The following is a 19,643-nucleotide window of genomic DNA, read 5'->3' on the forward strand; positions in this document are numbered from 1 at the left end:
ATGAAAGCACCTGAAATCGCTGCCGACGAGGCACAACGTTTATCGCAGTTGCGTGCGCTGAACATAATGAACACCCCAGCGGAAGAACGATTTGATCGTTTAACCCGTCTGGCGCGCCGCCTGTATGACGTTCCTATCGCGTTAGTCAGCCTGCTGGAAGCTGACCATCAGTGGTTTAAATCCGCTCAGGGCTATGAACCCGCAGGATCGCCCCGCGACATCTCCTTTTGCGGTCATGCCATCCTGCAGGATGAGATCATGATCGTTGAAGATGCCGCAGAAGATGAACGTTTTTATGATAATCCGCTGGTTACCGGCGAACCGCATATCCGCTTTTATGCCGGCTGTCCGCTGCGGGCACCGGGCGGCGCTAAAATGGGTACCCTCTGTATCATTGGTCGTGAACCGCGTCAGTTTAATGAAGAGGATCAGGCCACGATGCGCGACCTGGCCGCCATGGCCGAAGCGGAACTGGTCGCCTTTCAGACTGCCACCTGTGATGAACTGACGCAGATCACCAATCGTCGCGGCTTTATGACGCTGGGACAGATGGTGCTGAACGAGTGCCGGCTGAAAAACCGGCCCGCCTGCCTGACCTTTCTCGATCTCGACAAATTTAAGCAGATTAATGACTCGCTGGGCCACCGTGAAGGCGACCGCGCGCTGATGGACTTTGCCGATGCGATGAAAGTGGTGTTCAAGCATTCGGATCTGTTTGCCCGTCTGGGTGGCGATGAGTTTGTGGTGCTGTTTAATGGTCTGCAGCAGCAGCAGAGCGAAGCGCTGCTGCTGCAGTTTGACCGTTATCTGCAACAGCAATCAGTCAGTCTGAACCGCCGTTACCGCCTGCAATTCTCGTCCGGCGTCGTGGAGTTTGACGCGGCGCATCCGCAATCGCTGGAGCAGTTGCTGCACGACAGCGATGAGCAGATGTACCTCAGTAAAAAGCAGAAACGCGTGGCGATCTAAGGTCAGGCGCCGCAGCGCCTGACGGTTCAGGGACGCGCCAGATCGTCCAGCAGCGTCTGGTTAAATTTTGCCGGTTCTTCCATTTGCGGCGCGTGTCCCATACCGGGGAATTCGATTAAGCGCGCCCCCGGAATGCGTTTTGCGACCTCTTTCCCCAGTACCGCGTAATCACCCAGCCGGGCTTTCACCTCTGCCGGGGCGATATCACTGCCGATGGCAGTCGTGTCTGAGGTGCCGATCATCAGCGTGGTGGGCACTTTCAGATCGCCGAATTCATAAAATACGGGCTGAGTGAAGATCATGTCGTAGATTAAGGCGGAGTTCCATGCCACCTTCTGGTGGCCCGGCCCGCTGTTGAGTCCGGCCAGCATATCAACCCACTTGTCATATTCAGGTTTCCAGCGCCCGACATAGTAGGTCTGCTGCTCATACTTCTTAATGCCCTCTGCGCTGAGTTTGAGTTCGCGCTGATACCACTGATCCACTGATCGCCACGGTGCGCCTTTGGCTTTCCAGTCCTCCAGCCCGATCGGGTTAACCAGCACCAGCTTCTGCGTCTGTTCCGGGTACATCAGCGCATAACGTGTTGCCAGCATTCCGCCAGTGGAGTGACCCATAATCACCGCCTTCTTCACACCCAGCCGGGCGAGCAGCTGATGGGTGTTATCTGCCAGCTGCTGAAAACTGTACTGGTAACTGGCTGGCTTGGTCGAGCTGCAGAAGCCAATCTGGTCGGGCGCGATAACGCGATATCCCTGCTGACTGAGTGCGCGAATGGTCTCTTCCCAGGTCGCGCCACAGAAGTTTTTACCGTGCATCAGCACCACGGTTTCGCCGTTGGCCCGCTGCGCCGGTTTCACATCCATATAGCCCATACTCAGCGTCTGCTGCTGGGATTTAAAATCAAAATGCTGCAACGGATAGGGGTATTGAAATCCTTCCAGCTGTTCGCCATACACACCAGCGGCACTGGCAGGCGCATGAGCAAATAACGCCAGCGAGGTGAGCAAGGCGGCAAGCGGTTTTTTCAGCGCGTATGTCGGGCTCATCCGGGGGGTTCTCCAGGTTAAAGGTGAGCCGTAAGCCTGGCATGTCGCAGCCAAAAATCTATTGATGTGCCGTGCTATAGCCGTGATTACAGAGATTCCGGCAAGGTAAACCGTGAGTCTGGCTGCGGACTCACGGCTCGTTTAGATTATTGTCTCGCGAAATCACTTATTCATTCACCTACAATTACCAACAGATTAATCACAATTCATCTTTTTTATTAATAACACCCCCTCAAATGAATATCTTCAGAGATAACGATTAAAATCCTGAAAAATCTTTACGCAAAGAATAAGCACATTAAGATAAATATTTTAGAATCTTCTTAAATCAAACAGGGGGTTCTATGAACGAAAATAAATATAACGAAAGCGTGATCGTCTCTATCACTGAGTGGATTAATAATAATCTGGATCAGCGTTTAAGCGTTGATGATATTGCAGAAAAGGCGGGTTACTCTAAGTGGTATTTACAGAAACTTTTTGCCCGTTATCATAATGAAACCCTGGCGCGATATATTCGTAAGAAAAAGCTTAACGCCAGTGTTCATGATTTAAAAAACAGCCGCACGCCCATCATCAGCCTGGCGCTGAAATACCATTTTGAAAGCCAGCAATCTTTTACCCGATCTTTTAAGCAGATTATGGGTTGCACGCCGAGCGTCTGCCGTAAACGTCTGATGAAGGACGAGGCAAAGCAGCAGCTGGACGACGTTGATGATCCCTGTGCGTTGTGCAGTTACGGTCGGGCGGAAAGCATAAAGCAGAGCTGTGGCGTAACAGTCCGGCCTGTTACGCGCTCAGCGCGCGGATATGCGCCGGCAGACGCTTTCCGCGATCCAGGTTAATCAGGATTCATCCGGCTGATAATATTGCACACCAATCTGAATACGCTCACGTCCCTGGGTGACGCGATGACGATTGGTGTCGCGCAGTGAATAGACACAGCCACAATATTCCTGCTGATAGAAACTCTCGCGCTTGCTGATTTCAATCATGCGCGACGACCCGCCGCCTTTACGCCAGTTAAAATCCCAGTACATCAGATCCGGATACGCCGCCGCTGCGCGGACTCCGCAGCTGTTAATCTGCTTCATATCTTTCCAGCGCGAAATACCCAGGCAACTGGTCATCACCGGAAAGCCGTTCTCATGGGCATAGAGTGCCGTACGTTCAAAGCGCATATCAAAGCACATGGTGCAGCGTTCACCCCGTTCCGGTGACCACTCCAGGCCGCGCGCCCGCTCAAACCAGTTATCCCGGTCATAGTCCGCATCAATAAACGGCACACCAAATTTTTCGGCAAAGCGAATATTCTCCTCTTTACGCAGCTCATACTCTTTGAGCGGATGAATATTCGGGTTGTAGAAATAGATCGTGTATTCAATGCCGGATGCCAGCATCGCTTCCATCACCTCACCCGAGCAGGGTGCGCAACAGGAGTGCAGCAGGACTTTTTTATGGCCGCCCGGCAGAGGCAGCGGCTGACGCTGGAAAGGTTCAGACATAAGCACCTTCAATCAATAGCAGTAAAGCGGCAGTGTAATGCCGCAGGCGGGCAGTTGCAAAACCTGACCTGACGCGCCCTGTTTTGCGCAATCGTGCCCCGGCCGCGGTTTCCCTCTCCTGAACCAACCCGCTGATCTCTGATGCTTTCTTATCGCGGCAATGCTGTGTGGCACCGGTGATAGCCGGAAGTGTGATCGCCCCCACACTGGCATCGACTATGTTTACATAACATTAACAATATTGACACTGAACCCCCGCAAGGAGACTCGCATGGTCGCGGCAAAAAAATCGGGAAATCAACAGAACCGCTTTACCTGGTTCGTCTGTTTTATGGCTGCGCTGTCCGGCCTGCTGTTTGGTCTGGATATCGGCGTCATTGCAGGTGCCTTGCCGTTTCTGGCGAAGGATTTGCAGATCACTAACCATCAGCAGGAGTGGGTAGTGAGTTCGATGATGTTTGGCGCGGCGCTGGGCGCACTGGCGGCGGGCTGGATGTCATCAAAGCTGGGACGCAAGAAAAGTATGCTGGCGGGCGCGACGCTGTTTGTCATTGGCTCGCTGTGGTCAGCCTTCTCACCGGATGTGGAGTCGCTGGTCTGTGCCCGCGTGATGCTGGGTCTGGCGGTGGGAATCGCCTCTTACACTGCGCCACTCTATCTGGCGGAGATTGCGCCTGAACGCATTCGTGGCTCAATGATTTCGATGTACCAGTTGATGCTGACCACCGGCATTGTCGTGGCCTATCTCTCCGACACCGCGTTCAGCTACAGCGGTAACTGGCGCGGGATGCTCGGCGTGATCGCCATTCCGGCGGTGATCCTGTTTATCGGCGTGCTGTTTCTGCCCAACAGTCCGCGCTGGCTGGCGGCGCACGGACGCTTTAACGAGGCGCAGCGGGTGCTGGATCGGCTGCGTAACAGCAGCGAACAGGCCCGGGAGGAGCTGGAAGAGATCCGGGAAAGCCTGCAGGTGAAGCAGCGCGGCTGGTCGCTGTTCCGTTCTAATGGCAATTTCCGCCGCGCGGTGTGGCTGGGTATGCTGCTACAGGTTATGCAGCAGTTTACCGGCATGAATGTGGTGATGTATTACGCGCCTAAAATCTTCAACATCGCCGGCTTCTCCAGCACCAGTGAGCAGATGTGGGGCACGGTGATTGTCGGGCTGGTCAATATGCTGGCCACGCTGATTGCGATCTTCTTTGTCGATCGCTGGGGTCGCAAGCCGATGCTCACCACCAGTTTTCTGGTGATGGCGGTTGGCATGGGCGTGCTGGGAACGCTATTGCACATCGGCGTTGAAACCGATTTCCGCAAATACTTTGCTGTCGCGATGCTGCTGATGTTTATCGTCGGCTTTGCGATGGCGGCCGGACCGGTGATCTGGCTGCTCTGTTCAGAGATTCAGCCACTGAAAGGGCGTGATTTCGGCATTACCGCCTCCACCACCACTAACTGGGTCGGCAATATGATTGTTGGCGCCACCTTCCTGACCATGCTGGATCAGCTGGGTAATGCCAACACCTTCTGGTTCTACGGCGCACTCAACCTGGTGTTTATCGTGCTGACGCTGATGCTGGTGCCGGAGACCAAACATGTGACGCTGGAGCACATTGAACGCAATCTGATGAAGGGTAAAGCGCTGCGTGACATCGGGGCGTAACCGCCCCGCTTCAGCCTACCACTGCAGTTGCTGGCCGGCGTAATCGACATAGTGATGACCACCACGACCGCGCCACTGGATCAGCTGCTGGACGATACCGGCGGCACTCTCTTCTGCCGTCAGGGGCGCACTCTCGCCGCCCATATCCGTTTTCACCCAGCCGGGATGCAGCGTCAGCAGCGTCCCGCTCTGCGCTTCCACTGCCGGAGTCAGCGTGCGGCTCAGCATATTCAGTGCGGCTTTGCTGGCCGAGTAAATCGGCATCTGCGCCTCCGGATTTTCATTCAGGCTGCCGAGCTGAGATGAGGTCAGCGCCAGCACGCCTTCCTGTTTCAGCAGCGGCAACAGGATCTCTGCGCTGCGAACAGGGGCTATCGCATTGGTCAGGAACAGTTGCGCCAGCGCCTGATCGTCACTCTGCGACACTTTCTGGTGCGCAGGCCCGGAAATCCCGGCGTTAATCAGAATCGCATCGAACGACTTGCCACTGAGCTGACTGGCAAACTGCTGAACCGCTGATGAGTGGGTCATATCCAGCGAATGCCAGTGAATGTCTGGCCGGTTACCCTGCTCCGGGATGCCACTACGATGCGTGGCCGTGACCTGCCAGCCCTCATCGGCAAAGGCCTGCGCCACCGCCAGACCGATACCGCGTGAAGCACCAATAATCAGAACCTCTTTTTGCTGAGCCATATTCATTCCTCGTTGATTGTCTCGTCACAAGCTTAACGGTAAATCTGCCCAGGCAGCGGCCAGTTGTGCTTTTTAGCCAGACGACCGCACTGCAGGTAAAACCCCACGGCGTAGCGCTGTTGATGGTTTTCCATCATTAAATCGCTTTATCTTTTACTTTTAACCGGTTAGAAGAGATAAACAGTCTGGCAGGCAGCAGTCAATTTGCCATTTTCGCATGGAGTCTGAATGAAAAAGCTCACCTTAGAGGTGGTGGCAAAAATGGCAGGCGTCGGGATTGCGACGGTCGATCGGGTGCTGAATGAGCGCGGCGGCGTCTCCCTGGAGACCAGCCGCAAAGTCCTGAAAGCCGCACGCGAAGTGGGGCTGAAGCGTCTGCTGCCAGAGGAGTACCAGCATCCGTGGCAGATTGAAGTGTTCCTCAGCAATAACGGCTCATCCTTTTTTCAGCAGCTCACCACCCATTTCAGCGAGGTCGCCAGTCAGCTTGGCTATCGCCGCCTGAAACTGCACAAAACCCTGGTGGCCGAAGCGCAGCCTGAGCAGCTGGCGCAAAGCATTATCGCCCGCAGCAGCACCCGCGACGGCATCATTGTTTTTGCGCATGACTCGCCGCCCATCTATCGGGCACTGGCGCTGTGCCGCAGCCGCAATGTGCCGGTGATCACCATCGTCACCGATCTGCCCGATGCCGACCGCTTGTGTCATGTTGGTATCGACCAGTATCAGGCGGGACGCACAGCCGGACTGCTGATGAGTAAGACAGTGAACCAGCCCGGCGACATTATGATGGTCAGTGGCCGTTTTGATTACCGCGCCCATCGTCAGCGCATCGCGGGATTCCGTGAGGCCATGGAGCAGCGCGCGCCGCAGCGTCATCTGCGGGAAGTGCTGTCGGGTCAGGATCAGCGGGAGACCATCCGCAGTGAGCTGGCCCGCCATCTGCGTCCGTCGCAGGCGATTGCAGGGGTCTATAACACCGGCATGGGGAATAGTGATGTCAGCGACACCCTGCGCGCCCACCAGCTGCTGGGTAAATGCACCTACATCACCCATGAGCTTTATGATGTCACCCGCCAGCTACTGCTGAACGATGAAGTGGCCTTTACCCTGGACCAGCATGCTCAGCAGCATGCCCGTTTAGCGATTGATCTGATGCTGAGTCATCTCGAAACCGGCTATCAGCCGGATGTCTATCAGGCGGGCAAAGTGGCCTTTCGGCTGTTTACGGCGGAAAATATGGTGTGAGGTGGAATCTGTTTCCCCTGATGAAGCGCTGTCATTAAGGGAAACAGATCGGGCTCGATTAACCCGCAGCATCCCGGCTTTTATCGTCCGGGCTGTCCGCATCGTCATTACCCTGGCTCTTCTCCACTTCCTGCGGATGTCCCATCGAAAGCGCAGCCGCACTGGCCGGGTCGAACAGCGACAGACTCTCAATCTGGTCAACCATGATCACTTTACGGAACGACATCGCATCTTTGGGTTTCGAGTCGAGCGTGATGTCGTGCTCGGCGTACCACTTGCTGTAGTTATGTTCCACCGCCAGCTTCAGCGTCTTGCTGTCGCGATATCCGCTCAGCATCGGGATCAGCACGATATTTTTGGTGCTCTCATATTCAAAAGTCGAAGCATGGATCATGCCGATGTAAATGCGGCGCGACTTCATTGTAATCCACGCCAGTTCGCCCTCTTCCATGCACTGAAATAACAGTTGCTCCACACCATTAGAGCGTGACAGCTGCTGATAGAGGTCTTTACGACCGGAGACGTTCAGTCGTGCACTGCCTGCCCAGTTTGAGCGGTAAAGGCAGAGAAGAATGGCAAAGGTGAGCATGATCACCACGGGAGCCTGGATGCCCAGGAAACTCCAGTTCATAAACTCCACCTGCCACTTCAGGTGGACGCCGGGGATCATCTGGACGGCGTTGGCGATGCCGGAGATACAGAGCAGCACCAGCCAGATGATACCGGTCGCAAACACACCCTGCAGGACGAAAATACAACCGTAAAGCGCGACCAGGAAATAGACATCCCAGCCCGACGAACGACGGATTTTAAAGCGGCTGTTCAAATCACGGCTGGTGTACCAGTAACCACTGACCATCAACACCATAAATATTGCGGTACCCACCTCACACTCCCTTTAACGTATTCACGTGGCGGGCAAAATCTTCATGGACTTCCTCGCTCAGCGTGTTGACCGAGATATTGCCGTTTTCATCAATAATGATGCGCTCACCTTCAGCGATCGAGTCGTTGATATCCTGACGGGTCATGATCTGCAGAAACTTATCCGGACTGGCAAAGACCGACTTAACAAATTTAAACATAGCGATCCACTTGTTGGCCTTAAAATTGAAGTATGTGACCGAATCCACACTCTCGCCTGTTTAATTTCGGGTGAAATTTCTTAAAATCAATTAATTAGCGAAGCGGTAGTCACCTTGCCCATGCCGTTTTCCGCTGAAATCTTCAACGTAACCAGCAGCATGGCGTAGCAGCATCGTATTTTTACCGTGCAGGTCTGCAACGACGTCACATCGCCTCTCTGCCAGGAAGCGCTAAGCTCATTGGTTAGCCGCTTTCTGTCACCCTGTCTGAAACGCATCGAGGAATGTTTGCATGAAACTACGAACACTGGGCCGTACCGGTCAGCGCGTCTCCGAAATTGGCTTTGGCGCATGGGCCATTGGCGGAACCTGGGGGGAAGTGAGCATGGAGGATGCCAAAGCCGCGCTGAATGCTGCGCTGGATGCGGGCATTACCTTTATTGATACCGCCGATGTCTATGGCGATGGCCGTTCCGAAAAAATCATCGCAGAGGTGCTGAATCAGCGCGGCGGTGAACGTCCGTTTGTCGCCACCAAGCTGGGGCGTCGCCTCTCGCCACATGTGGCTGAAGGTTACAATGCTGAAAACCTCAACGCCTTTATTGACCGTTCACGCGAGAACCTGCAAACCGACACGCTGGATTTAGTGCAGCTGCATTGCCCGCCGACCGAGGTCTACTACAACCCGGACGTCTTTGCGGTGATGGATGAGATGGTCGCTGCCGGAAAAATCCGTCACTACGGTGTCTCCGTTGAGAAAGTTGAAGAAGGTCTGAAGGCGCTGGAGTTTCCAAACGTCTCGTCAATTCAGCTGATCTACAACATTTTCCGCCAGCGTCCGGCTGAACTGCTGCTGCGTGAAGCGAAACGCCGTGATGTGGCGATCATCGCCCGTGTGCCGCTGGCGTCGGGCCTGCTGACCGGCAAAATGCGTGCCGACAGTGTGTTTGCCGCCGACGACCACCGCACCTTTAACCGTAATGGCGAAGCGTTCGATAAGGGCGAGACCTTTTCCGGCGTGCCTTATGAAGTGGCGCTGGAGGCAGTTGAAGAGATTCGCCGCTTTGTCACTGGCGGCACCACCATGGCGATGTTTGCCCTGCGCTGGATCCTGATGAACGAAGATGTCAGCGTGGTGATCCCTGGCGCGAAAAACCGCGAACAGGCTGAAGCCAATGCCCGCGCCAGCGATGTCGGTGCGCTCTCTGCAGATACCATGGCGGCGCTGAAGCAGATCTACCAAGAGAAGATCGCGCCTCACGTGCATCAGCGCTGGTAAGCGCCTTACAACGCCTGGGCGCAGGCCCAGGCGGAACTCCACGCCCACTGGAAGTTATAGCCGCCCAGCCAGCCGGTGACATCAGCCACTTCACCAATAAAGTAAAGTCCCGGCACCGCACGCGCCTCCATCGTTTTCGAGGAGAGCTGTGTGGTATCCACGCCGCCCAGTGTCACTTCAGCAGTTCGATATCCCTCGGTACCGTTTGGCTGAATGCGCCAGGCGTGCAGCGTCTGCGCCAGCTCGGTTTGCTGTTTGCTGTTAAGTTGCTTCAGAGTGATATCCGGCACCACCTTCAGCGCCTGTAATACTTCCACCAGACGCTTCGGCAGGATTTTCGCCAGGCTGTTCTTCAGGCTGAGATTCGGGTGTGCTTCACGCTGCGCCGTCAGAAACGCCTCAAGCGGCGTGGCAGGCGACAGATCGATAGTGACGAATTCTCCGGGTAGCCAGTAGCTGGAGATTTGTAACACCGCCGGGCCGGAAAGACCGCGGTGGGTAAACAGCATCGCCTCTTTGAAGCGGGTGCCATCCTGCGCATCGATAGTGGTCTCCAGCGCGACGCCTGACAGCGTCTGCAACTGCTCCAGCAGCGGTTTGTGCAGGGTAAAGGGCACCAGCGCCGCCCGCGTCGGGAAGACGCTCAGCCCGAACTGCTCCGCTATTTTATAACCAAACGGCGTGGCGCCCAGGCCTGGCATCGACAGACCGCCGCTGGCGATGACCAGCTTTTCCGCCTGAACCGTGCTGCCGTTAAGTTGCAGGGTATAGCAGCTTTCATCGCGCGCCACGCTGAGCACTTCACTGCGCAGCCGCAGGGTGACATTGCCCTTGTCACATTCGGCCAGCAGCAGATCGACAATCTGCTGGGCGGAGTCGTCGCAGAAGAGCTGGCCCAGGGTTTTCTCGTGCCAGGCGATGCCGTGGCGATTAACCAGATCGATAAAATCCCACTGGGTATAACGCGCCAGCGCCGATTTACAGAAATGAGGATTGTGCGACAGATACGCCGCCGGTTCGGTGTAGAGATTAGTGAAGTTGCAGCGGCCACCGCCAGACATCAGAATTTTACGTCCCGGCTTTTTGCCGTTATCCAGCAGTAACACGCGGCGTCCCCGCTGCCCGGCCTGGGCGGCGCAGAACAGCCCTGCGGCACCGGCACCAATGATGATAACGTCAAACTGTTCCACTACGACTCGCTCACTTAACTGGAAAGGCGCAGATTGTAGTGATCTGCTCACTGAGACGCCAGCGTCAAAAAAATGCCGCAAATGTGTCATATTGTATCTGTCTAATATCTAACCCTTTTTCTCTGAGTTACCCTTACGCCTTACATCGAAAGGTTAAATTAGCGCTATATTTTCCTTTCCCATACAGCACGTTGTCGCGGATAATGCGCCGCGTTCATGTCCTCCAAAAATGGCGTAACGTTTATGCTACATCTGTTTGCTGGTCTAGACCTCAGTACTAGCCTGTTATTGGTTCTTGCCCTGCTGTTTGTATTGTTTTACGAAGCGATCAACGGTTTCCACGACACGGCCAACGCAGTTGCGACGGTCATCTATACGCGTGCCATGCGTGCCCAGCTTGCTGTGGTCATGGCGGGTGTATTTAACTTCCTTGGCGTGCTGCTCGGTGGATTGAGTGTCGCTTACGCTATTGTTCATATGCTTCCCACCGATCTGTTGTTAAACGTTGGATCGGCTCACGGTCTCGCCATGGTGTTTTCTATGCTGCTGGCGGCGATTATCTGGAACCTCGGCACCTGGTATCTCGGTCTGCCAGCCTCCAGCTCCCATACGCTGATCGGCGCCATTATCGGTATCGGTCTGACCAACGCCCTGATGAGCGGAACCTCGGTGGTGGATGCGCTCAACATCCCGAAAGTGCTGAACATCTTCCTTTCTCTGATCCTGTCGCCGATTGTCGGCCTGGTGATGGCGGGCGGCTTAATCTTTATACTGCGTCGCTACTGGAGCAATACCAAAAAGCGTGCGCGTATTCATATGACGCCTGCTGACCGTGAGAAGATCGACGGCAAGAAAAAGCCGCCGTTCTGGACCCGTATCGCCCTGATTGTTTCGGCAATTGGCGTGAGTTACTCCCACGGTGCGAATGACGGTCAGAAAGGGATCGGCCTGATCATGCTGGTTCTGATTGGCGTGGCACCTGCCGGTTTCGTGGTGAATATGAATGCCTCCGGTTACGACATCACGCGAACCCGCGATGCGGTCAATCACCTGGAGCAGTATTATCAGCAGCATAACGCCTCGCTGACCCATATCATCCAGATGGCACCGCCTAAGCTGCCAACGCCGGAAGAAGTGCCAGCAACCAGCCCGCAGGAGTTCCACTGTGACAGCGCGCGCGCATTACAGGCGGTACAGGGTGCGCAGGTGTTGCTGAATAACCTGCAGAGCTACGATCAGCTGACGGTTGATCAGCGCGGTCAGATGCGTCGTCTGCTGCTGTGTATCTCCGATACCGCCGATAAAGCGGCTCGTCTGCAGGAAACCTCGCCAGATGACAAACGCTTCCTCAATAAGCTGAAAAGCGACCTGCTTGGCACCATCGAGTATGCGCCTATCTGGATTATTGTGGCCGTCGCGCTGGCGCTGGGCATCGGCACCATGATTGGCTGGCGTCGTGTTGCCACCACCATTGGTGAGAAGATTGGTAAAAAAGGCATGACCTATGCGCAGGGAATGTCAGCGCAGGTGACAGCAGCGCTGTCGATTGGCGTCGCCAGCTATACCGGCATGCCCGTCTCCACCACGCATATCCTCTCTTCATCGGTTGCCGGTACCATGCTGGTCGACGGTGGCGGGCTGCAGAGCCGGACCATCAAGAACATCGCCATGGCGTGGATCTTCACCCTGCCGGTCTGTATTCTGCTGTCAGGTTCGCTCTACTGGATTGCCTTAAAACTGGTGTGATGCCAGCTAAAAAAAAGGGCGACTCAAGTCGCCCTTTTTTAATGCCAGATCGCCAGCGCCACCAGACTAATGACTACCAGTCCGCACAGCGCACTGGTCAGCATAAACTGCCCCCGCACCCGCTCGCAGCGCCGGATAAACTCATCGTCATGATGATCGAGATAGCGCTTTGCCCAGATATAAGTGACCAGCCGCACCTGCTTGCTCGGCTGACCATGAGAGGTGAAAAAACCCGCCCCATCGACATACTGATACAGCAGCGGATCACAACCGCGTAATACCGCCAGCAGAGCGCGCAGAGATGAAAAATAGCGCGCCATATTCACGATGCACACCACGCAAAGCGCCCAAAAAAGCGCAATAGTGCTGATCATATTCTCCCCCTCCCGGCTGGAATCGCAGCAACAGGCCCAGCGTCAGACACTGAGTCCACCTGCAGAAATAACCAGCCACTGAATCACCGGACTGCGAAAGTTTTTCGACCCCCTGAGCGGTTGCGAATCGGACCGCCTTTTTTCAGTGTAGGAGAAATCTTTACATTTTTTCCAACGATGATTTTCGTTCAGCGCGAGTAAATCTGGCATAGCCTTGATCTTATTCATAAGCCAGGCGGCAACGGCAGCATTTACAGTGGGAGAAGGCTATACTGAGGACATAACAACATCATCACCTGCAATGCAGGTAGACACTTTGGTGGCGCTCATCGCCCGCTCGCGCAAGGGATTTCGCTAAGCTGTGACGCGGCAGGAACACCGGATGCCATCCTTAACCTCGTGAAAGGAGTTTTATCATGGCTTATAAACATATCCTGATTGCAGTAGACCTTTCTCCCGAAAGCCAGTTGCTGGTGGATAAGGCCGTCTCGCTGGCTCGTCCGTACGATGCCAGAATTTCCCTGATTCACGTTGATGTCAATTACTCCGACCTCTACACCGGCCTGATTGATGTCAACTTAGGGGATATGCAGAAGCGTATCTCTGAAGAGACGCATGCGGCGCTGAAAGGGTTGTCAGATGCGGCGGGCTACCCGATCAGTGAGACGCTGAGCGGCAGTGGCGACCTCGGCCAGGTACTGGTTGACGCGATCAGAAAATATGACGTTGACCTTGTAGTATGTGGTCATCATCAGGATTTCTGGAGCAAGCTGATGTCCTCAGCCCGTCAGCTGATCAACACCGTGCATATCGACATGCTGATTGTGCCGCTGCGCGATGAAGACGAGGCGTAATTTCGCCGTATAAATGATTAAAGCCGGCGCAGAGCCGGCTTTTTTATGCTTTAAAGCGGTGGGTAAATATCAAAGCGATGGCTTTTGGTTACCACGGCCGCCTGCGTCACAATACCCGCCAGCGGCGGTGCATAGTCTGGCCGTTTAACCACGATGCGTTTCTTCGCCAGCCGGCGAGCGGGTTCCAGTAATGCGTCAGCATCTTCATCCGGCCCCACCAGCGACTGAAACACCCGCATCTCCTTTTTCACCAGCGCACTTTTCTGGCGATGGGGATACATCGGATCGAGATAGACCACATCCGGCGGCGGCGTGATATCCCCCAGCGCCTGCGCGCTGGCCGCATGAATCAGCGTCAGCCGATCGCGCAGCCAGGGGCCAATTTCCGCATCCTGATACCCGCGCTGCAATCCATCTTCCAGCAGCGCAGCGACAACAGGATGGCGCTCCAGCATTCGCACCCGGCAACCCAGCGCCGCCAGTACAAACGCATCTCGTCCCAGCCCGGCGGTGGCATCGACTACATCCGGCAGATAACCGCCTTTGATGCCGACCGCTTTGGCGACGGCTTCGCCGCGTCCACCGCCGAAGCGACGGCGATGGGCCATCGCGCCAGTGACGAAATCAACAAAAATGCCGCCCAGCTTTGGCTCATCACGCTTGCGCAGTTCAAGGTGCGTCGGGGTCTGCACCAGCGCCAGCAGTGCGTCTTCATCGTGCTCCAGCTGCCAGCGCTGCGCTAAACGTGATAAGGCGCCGTCTCCGGCGCCTGATTCATCGAGCAAACAGATTTTCACGAACCGACTTATCCCTGAATGCCGTAATGTTCCAGCATCGCATCGAGCTTCGGTTCACGGCCACGGAAGCGTTTGAACAGTTCCATCGGCTCTTCAGAACCGCCACGGGTCAGGATGTTATCCAGGAAGGACTGACCGGTTTCACGGTTGAAGATGCCCTCTTCCTCGAAGCGGGAGTAAGCATCCGCCGCCAGCACGTCTGCCCACAGATAGCTGTAGTAACCCGCCGCATAGCCACCCGCAAAGATGTGGCTGAAGGCATGCGGGAAACGGCCCCATTCCGGACCCGGAACCACTGCCACGCGGCTTTTCACTTCGCGCAGGGTTTCCAGAATCTGAGCACCTTTCTCCGGATTAAACTCGGTATGCAGGCGGAAATCGAACAGGCCGAACTCCAGCTGACGCAGGATAAACAGCGCAGCCTGATAGTTCTTCGCCGCCAGCATTTTATCCAGCAGCTCTTTCGGCAGCGGTTCGCCGGTTTCAAAGTGGCCCGAGATAAAGGCCAGCGCATCCGGTTCCCAGCACCAGTTCTCCATGAACTGGCTTGGCAGTTCCACTGCATCCCATGGCACACCGCTGATACCGGAGACGCCAGGCGCTTCGATACGGGTCAGCATGTGATGCAGGCCGTGACCAAACTCATGGAACAGGGTGATCACTTCGTCATGGGTGAACAACGCAGGTTTGCCTTTCACCGGACGGTTAAAGTTACAGGTCAGGTAGGCAACCGGCTTCTGCAGGCTGCCATCGGCTTTACGCATCTGGCCGACGCAGTCATCCATCCAGGCACCGCCACGTTTATGTTCGCGGGCGTAGAGATCGAGATAGAAGCTGCCGCGCAGTTCGCCGGTTTCATCGAACAGATCGAAGAACTTCACGTCAGGATGATAAACCTCAACGTCGTTACGCTGCTTCGCCGTGATGCCGTAAATGCGTTTCACCACTTCAAACAGACCGGCGACCGCACGCTCTTCCGGGAAGTAAGGGCGCAGTTGCTCATCGCTGATGGTGTAGAGATGCTGCTTCTGCTTTTCACCGTAATAGGTGAGATCCCACGGATTAAGCTCGGTCACGCCGTGCTCTTTACGGGCAAAGGCGCGCAGCTGCTCCAGCTCTTTTTCACCCTGCGGACGGGCGCGTTCCGCAAGGTCATTAAGGAAGTCGATTACCTGGGACGGGCTTTGCGCCATTTTGGTCGCCAGCGATTTATCGGCGTAGGAGTCGAAGCCCAGCAGCTGTGCCAGCTCGTGACGCAGCGCCAGCTCTTCCGCCATGATTGGGCCGTTATCCCACTTACCGGCGTTCGGACCCTGATCGGAGGCGCGCGTCGCATAGGCGCGATACATCTCTTCACGCAGCGCAGCGTTGTCGCAGTAGGTCATGACCGGCAGATAGCTTGGGATATCCAGCGTCAGCAGCCAGCCTTCCTGCTCTTTGGCTTCAGCCTGTGCTTTAGCCGCCGCCAGCGCGCTTTCCGGCATACCGGCCAGCTCGCTTTCATCGGTAATCAGCTTGCTCCAGCCCATGGTGGCATCGAGCACATTGTTGCTGTAAGCCGAACCCAGCTCAGAGAGGCGCGCGGCGATTTCGCCGTAGCGCTGCTGTTTATCTTTTGGCAGGCCGATACCGGAGAGTTCGAAATCACGCAGGGCATTATCGACCGCTTTCTTCTGCGCCAGATCCAGTGCAGCGTACTGATCGCCCTCTTTCAGGTTGCGATACGCCTGATAGAGCCCTTCATGCTGACCAACCCAGGTGCTGTATTCAGAGAGCAGCGGCAGCGTCTGCTCATAGGCTTCACGCAGCTCCGGGCTGTTTTTCACCGCATTAAGGTGGCTGACCGGTGAGAAGATACGGCTCAGGCGATCGTCAGTTTCCGCCAGCGGCTGAACCAGATTATCCCAGGTATACGGCGCACCCTGCGCCACGACTTTTTCGACTTCTGCGCGACAGTGGCTCAGCACTTCCGTCACGGCAGGCACCACATGTTCAGGCTTAATGGCAGAAAAAGGGGGTAGCGTAAAAGATGTCAGTAGCGGATTGGTCATAGCGCAGTCCTTTATAGATGTATGGGGCGCAGCGGGTCGCGCAACGCAATCTAAGTAACATGCGGCTTAGTGTAGCGAAAATCAATGGCAGCCAGGATGAGGTGGGGAAGAAACGCGCGAATAGCAGCACGGAAGATGCACGCTTTTATCTCATGCACATGATGCTGGCTGGCGCGTCGGGGAAGATTTGCGGTCGCTTTCCGTGACTGCGTGCCGGGAACCACACGCCCCGCCCTGAGCGGCTTGCGGTAATCCCGATTTGTTATCACGCTTCTGGCCCATCAACAGGTCATCCCTGATATAATCGCGGATTCTCATGCTTTTCCTGCGTCGGTTGCTGTGCGTCGTTCTGTGGGTAATACGTGAGGTAATAATTGGTATAAATTGATTTTCCATCAATTAAAACCTTATACATTCAACAGGATAAACAATGCTGAGTTATCGCCATAGCTTCCATGCTGGCAACCACGCCGACGTGCTGAAGCACACCGTTCTGAGCCTGATCATCACGGCGCTGAAAGAGAAAGAGAAACCGTTTTTCTACCTGGATACCCATGCGGGCGCAGGTCGCTATCAGCTTAGCGGCGAGCACGCCGAGCGTACCGGTGAATATCTGGAAGGCATCTCACGTATCTGGCAGCAGCCCGATGCGCCGGAATTGCTGCAACCCTATTTTGATGCGATTCGTGCGCTGAACCGTAGCGGCACGCTGCGCTACTATCCGGGTTCGCCACTGATTGCCCGCCATCTGCTGCGTGAAGATGACAAACTGCAACTCACTGAGCTGCACTCCAGCGACTATCCGCTGCTGCGTAACGAATTCAGCAAAGACAACCGTGCCCGCGTCGATCGTGCCGACGGTTATCAGCAGTTAAAATCGAAACTGCCACCGCCGTCACGTCGCGGTCTGGTGCTGATCGATCCGCCGTATGAGATGAAAAGCGACTACCAGGCAGTGGTGAAAGGGATTCAGGAAGGCCATAAACGTTTTGGCACCGGCGTCTTTGCCTTGTGGTATCCGGTGGTTTTACGCCAGCAGATCAAACATATGCTGCGCGACCTGGAAGCGACCGGCATTCGCAATATTCTGCAAATCGAACTGGCGGCCCGTCCGGACAGCGATCAGCGCGGCATGACCGCCTCCGGCATGATCGTGATTAACCCGCCGTGGAAGCTGGCCCAGCAGATGAATACCCTGCTGCCGTGGCTGCACCAGAAACTGGTTCCGACGGGTACCGGCCACTACGCGGTTAACCAGATCGTACCCGAATAACTCTCTTTGTCTTCTACGCCGCTCACTACCGGTGCGGCGGCGTTGTACCAGGTCTTTACCATGTGGATCATACTGGCTGGCGCGCTGGCCGCGCTGCAACCGGCCCGACGGCTGGCATTATTATTACTGGCGCTCGCCACACTGCTGGGTTTTTATCAGGACGTGTTAGCGTGGCCGGTGCTGCTGCTGTTTAGCGGCACCGCCGCTGTGGTGGCACTCCGTATTTATGACCGTGACCATCATCGACGACAAATAGTGACCGAAGCGCTGCTGGTGCTGATCGCCATCGGGTTGCTCCTCCATCTTTTTCCAGGCTTTAATAATCCCCTTAAGGCAGAGGATGTGCAGGCCGGACCGCACAGCGTGCCTTTCAGCTTCGGGTTTAACTTTGATAAAGCGCTTATTCCTTTTGTACTGCTGGCCTGCCTGCCGACGCTGTTTCGCGCGCCTGCCACGCCACCACGCTATCGACTACCCGCCGCACTGGCGCTGATCGCCGCCATTCCGCTGCTGCTGTACTGCGCGGTATTATTGGGCGGATTAGCGTTTGAGCAACATACGCCGGACTGGCTGGGCCCATTTATGCTCGCCAACCTGTTCTTTGTTTCGCTGGCGGAAGAGGCCCTGTTTCGTGGCTATCTGCAGCAGCGATTAAAGCAGGTAGTGGGCGGCATCCCGGCGCTGTTACTGAGCGCGCTGCTGTTTGGTCTGGTGCATCTGAGCGGCGGCCTGTTGCTGGTGATCTTCGCCACCCTGGCCGGGCTGTTATATGGGCTGGCGTGGCACTGGAGCGGCCGCTTATGGCTGGCGACCGCCCTGCATTTTGGCCTTAATCTGACCCATCTGCTGTTTTTCACTTATCCCGCACTGCATCATTAGAGGTTAAAAACCGCCAGATCCCAGGCCAGCTCGGTGCAGGGAAAAATCGTCTGGCACTCCGCCAGCAGGCGGTTCATGTCTTTTGCCAGATAGCGTGAACTGAAATGGGTGGCGATCAGCCGTTTTGCCCCGGCGCGTTTTGCCACTTCGGCGGCCTGCAGTGTGGTGGAGTGCCCGCGCCCGTTGGCTTTTTCCACCATCGCGGCCTCCAGCGTGGTTTCATGCACCATCACATCAACATTGGCCGCCAGTTGCAGCGCGACCTCAGTAGGTGCCGTATCGCCAAAGATGGCCAGCGTTTTGCCGGGTGTCGCGGGGCCAAGATAGTCAGCACCGTTGATTACCCGCCCATCTTCCAGCGTCACGCATTCACCCTGCTTCAGCTGCTGAAACCACGGGCCGCGTGGCACCCCTTCCGCTTTCAGCCGGGCGGCATCCAGCAGGCCGGGTTTGTCATGCTGTTCAATGCGATAGCCAAAACACTCCACCGGATGGCTCAGCGGCCAGGCGCTGATACGAAACTCACCGTCGTCCAGCGTCCAGCCCGCCTCAATCTCAACAATGGTCAGCGGGTAGTCGGTGTAGGAGCCGCTGATCGACAGCGCCGTCTCAACAAAGGCTTTTAATCCCCTGGGGCCATAGACCGTCATCGGTGTGGTCAGCCCGGCCATTGACCGGCTGGTGAGTAATCCCGGCAGCCCGAAAATATGATCGCCATGCAGATGGGTGATAAAAATCTTATCCAGCTTGCCCGGTTTGAGGCTGGAGCGCATAAACTGTAATTGTGTGCCTTCCCCGCAGTCGAACAGCCAGGTTTCACCACTCAGCGCGCGGGTAAAAGCAATAGACGTGACGTTACGTTGCAGGCTGGGAGCACCGCCGCCGGTGCCGAGAAAAGTAAGGTGCATGGTATGCTTCCCTGTAAGCGAGTGAAAAAACAGAACCCTATTACAATCATAGGCGCAAACTTTGCGTCATTTCGACCCGCAGC

At 55.8% G+C, this 19,643-nt stretch carries 19 protein-coding genes; 9 read left to right on the forward strand and 10 right to left on the reverse strand.

What is annotated here, in order from left to right; translation table 11 throughout:
- Complete coding sequence (locus tag LC417_RS18670; RefSeq protein WP_010671514.1) at nt 1-969, forward strand: diguanylate cyclase; 969 nt, start codon at nt 1-3, stop codon at nt 967-969.
- Nucleotides 970-995: 26 nt separating this feature from the next.
- On the opposite strand, the gene LC417_RS18675 is transcribed toward LC417_RS18670, so the two are convergent.
- Nucleotides 996-2,018, reverse strand: a complete 1,023-nt coding sequence (locus tag LC417_RS18675) for an alpha/beta fold hydrolase (RefSeq protein ID WP_010671513.1) — start codon at nt 2,016-2,018, stop codon at nt 996-998.
- A 344-nt stretch (nt 2,019-2,362) separates the two neighbouring features.
- Between LC417_RS18675 and LC417_RS18680 the strand changes: the two genes are divergently transcribed.
- Entirely contained in the window at nt 2,363-2,863 is a 501-nt protein-coding gene (locus tag LC417_RS18680; protein ID WP_010253373.1) for a helix-turn-helix domain-containing protein, read from the forward strand.
- Here LC417_RS18680 and LC417_RS18685 read toward each other — a convergent pair whose 3' ends face one another.
- Complete coding sequence (locus LC417_RS18685; protein WP_022623997.1) at nt 2,864-3,523, reverse strand: epoxyqueuosine reductase QueH; 660 nt, start codon at nt 3,521-3,523, stop codon at nt 2,864-2,866.
- Nucleotides 3,524-3,794: 271 nt separating this feature from the next.
- Between LC417_RS18685 and LC417_RS18690 the strand changes: the two genes are divergently transcribed.
- Nucleotides 3,795-5,183, forward strand: coding sequence for a sugar porter family MFS transporter (locus LC417_RS18690; RefSeq protein ID WP_010253379.1), 1,389 nt, complete (start codon nt 3,795-3,797; stop codon nt 5,181-5,183).
- A gap of 15 nt (nt 5,184-5,198) precedes the next feature.
- Here the strand turns inward: LC417_RS18690 and LC417_RS18695 are convergent, their stop codons facing one another.
- Nucleotides 5,199-5,876 carry an SDR family oxidoreductase gene (locus LC417_RS18695; RefSeq protein WP_033780951.1) on the reverse strand — a complete coding sequence of 226 codons (678 nt, stop codon included), beginning with the start codon at nt 5,874-5,876 and terminating at the stop codon, nt 5,199-5,201.
- 228 nt (nt 5,877-6,104) lie between these two features.
- Here LC417_RS18695 and LC417_RS18700 point away from each other — a divergent pair, with 228 nt between their 5' ends.
- Nucleotides 6,105-7,124 (forward strand): LacI family DNA-binding transcriptional regulator, encoded by a 1,020-nt coding sequence (locus LC417_RS18700; RefSeq protein ID WP_033773085.1) that lies wholly within the window; start codon nt 6,105-6,107, stop codon nt 7,122-7,124.
- A 58-nt stretch (nt 7,125-7,182) separates the two neighbouring features.
- Here the strand turns inward: LC417_RS18700 and LC417_RS18705 are convergent, their stop codons facing one another.
- Complete coding sequence (locus LC417_RS18705) at nt 7,183-8,010, reverse strand: hypothetical protein (RefSeq protein WP_010253387.1); 828 nt, start codon at nt 8,008-8,010, stop codon at nt 7,183-7,185.
- Nucleotide 8,011: 1 nt separating this feature from the next.
- Nucleotides 8,012-8,209: a hypothetical protein gene (locus LC417_RS18710; protein WP_010253388.1), complete on the reverse strand. Its 198-nt coding sequence runs from the start codon at nt 8,207-8,209 to the stop codon at nt 8,012-8,014.
- A 292-nt stretch (nt 8,210-8,501) separates the two neighbouring features.
- Between LC417_RS18710 and LC417_RS18715 the strand changes: the two genes are divergently transcribed.
- The gene (locus LC417_RS18715) at nt 8,502-9,488 is read left to right on the forward strand and encodes an aldo/keto reductase (protein WP_192073264.1); all 987 of its coding nucleotides are present in this window, start codon (nt 8,502-8,504) and stop codon (nt 9,486-9,488) included.
- Nucleotides 9,489-9,493: 5 nt separating this feature from the next.
- Here the strand turns inward: LC417_RS18715 and LC417_RS18720 are convergent, their stop codons facing one another.
- The gene (locus LC417_RS18720) at nt 9,494-10,678 is read right to left on the reverse strand and encodes an NAD(P)/FAD-dependent oxidoreductase (protein ID WP_223566234.1); all 1,185 of its coding nucleotides are present in this window, start codon (nt 10,676-10,678) and stop codon (nt 9,494-9,496) included.
- Nucleotides 10,679-10,921: 243 nt separating this feature from the next.
- Here LC417_RS18720 and pitA point away from each other — a divergent pair, with 243 nt between their 5' ends.
- Entirely contained in the window at nt 10,922-12,424 is a 1,503-nt protein-coding gene (pitA, locus tag LC417_RS18725; protein ID WP_010253391.1) for an inorganic phosphate transporter PitA, read from the forward strand.
- A gap of 38 nt (nt 12,425-12,462) precedes the next feature.
- Here the strand turns inward: pitA and uspB are convergent, their stop codons facing one another.
- On the reverse strand, nt 12,463-12,798 hold the full coding sequence (uspB, locus tag LC417_RS18730) for a universal stress protein UspB (protein WP_010253393.1): 336 nt from the start codon (nt 12,796-12,798) through the stop codon (nt 12,463-12,465).
- 416 nt (nt 12,799-13,214) lie between these two features.
- Between uspB and uspA the strand changes: the two genes are divergently transcribed.
- On the forward strand, nt 13,215-13,652 hold the full coding sequence (uspA, locus tag LC417_RS18735) for a universal stress protein UspA (protein ID WP_010253396.1): 438 nt from the start codon (nt 13,215-13,217) through the stop codon (nt 13,650-13,652).
- A gap of 50 nt (nt 13,653-13,702) precedes the next feature.
- On the opposite strand, the gene rsmJ is transcribed toward uspA, so the two are convergent.
- A complete protein-coding gene (gene rsmJ / locus LC417_RS18740; RefSeq protein ID WP_010253398.1) occupies nt 13,703-14,449 on the reverse strand; it encodes a 16S rRNA (guanine(1516)-N(2))-methyltransferase RsmJ in 747 nt (248 codons plus the stop codon).
- Nucleotides 14,450-14,457: 8 nt separating this feature from the next.
- The gene (gene prlC / locus LC417_RS18745) at nt 14,458-16,500 is read right to left on the reverse strand and encodes an oligopeptidase A (protein WP_010253402.1); all 2,043 of its coding nucleotides are present in this window, start codon (nt 16,498-16,500) and stop codon (nt 14,458-14,460) included.
- A 430-nt stretch (nt 16,501-16,930) separates the two neighbouring features.
- Between prlC and LC417_RS18750 the strand changes: the two genes are divergently transcribed.
- Both LC417_RS18750 and LC417_RS18755 read left to right on the forward strand, forming a co-directional pair.
- Nucleotides 16,931-17,773 carry a 23S rRNA (adenine(2030)-N(6))-methyltransferase RlmJ gene (locus LC417_RS18750; RefSeq protein ID WP_008926315.1) on the forward strand — a complete coding sequence of 281 codons (843 nt, stop codon included), beginning with the start codon at nt 16,931-16,933 and terminating at the stop codon, nt 17,771-17,773.
- 60 nt (nt 17,774-17,833) lie between these two features.
- Nucleotides 17,834-18,652, forward strand: a complete 819-nt coding sequence (locus tag LC417_RS18755) for a CPBP family intramembrane glutamic endopeptidase (protein ID WP_223566235.1) — start codon at nt 17,834-17,836, stop codon at nt 18,650-18,652.
- On the opposite strand, the gene rnz is transcribed toward LC417_RS18755, so the two are convergent.
- Nucleotides 18,649-19,560 (reverse strand): ribonuclease Z, encoded by a 912-nt coding sequence (gene rnz / locus LC417_RS18760; protein ID WP_223566219.1) that lies wholly within the window; start codon nt 19,558-19,560, stop codon nt 18,649-18,651. The genes LC417_RS18755 and rnz overlap by 4 nt on opposite strands.
- Nucleotides 19,561-19,643 lie beyond the last annotated feature (83 nt).

The sequence above is a fragment of the Pantoea sp. OVA07A genome (genome assembly GCF_019969975.1).
Taxonomy (GTDB): domain Bacteria; phylum Pseudomonadota; class Gammaproteobacteria; order Enterobacterales; family Enterobacteriaceae; genus Pantoea; species Pantoea agglomerans.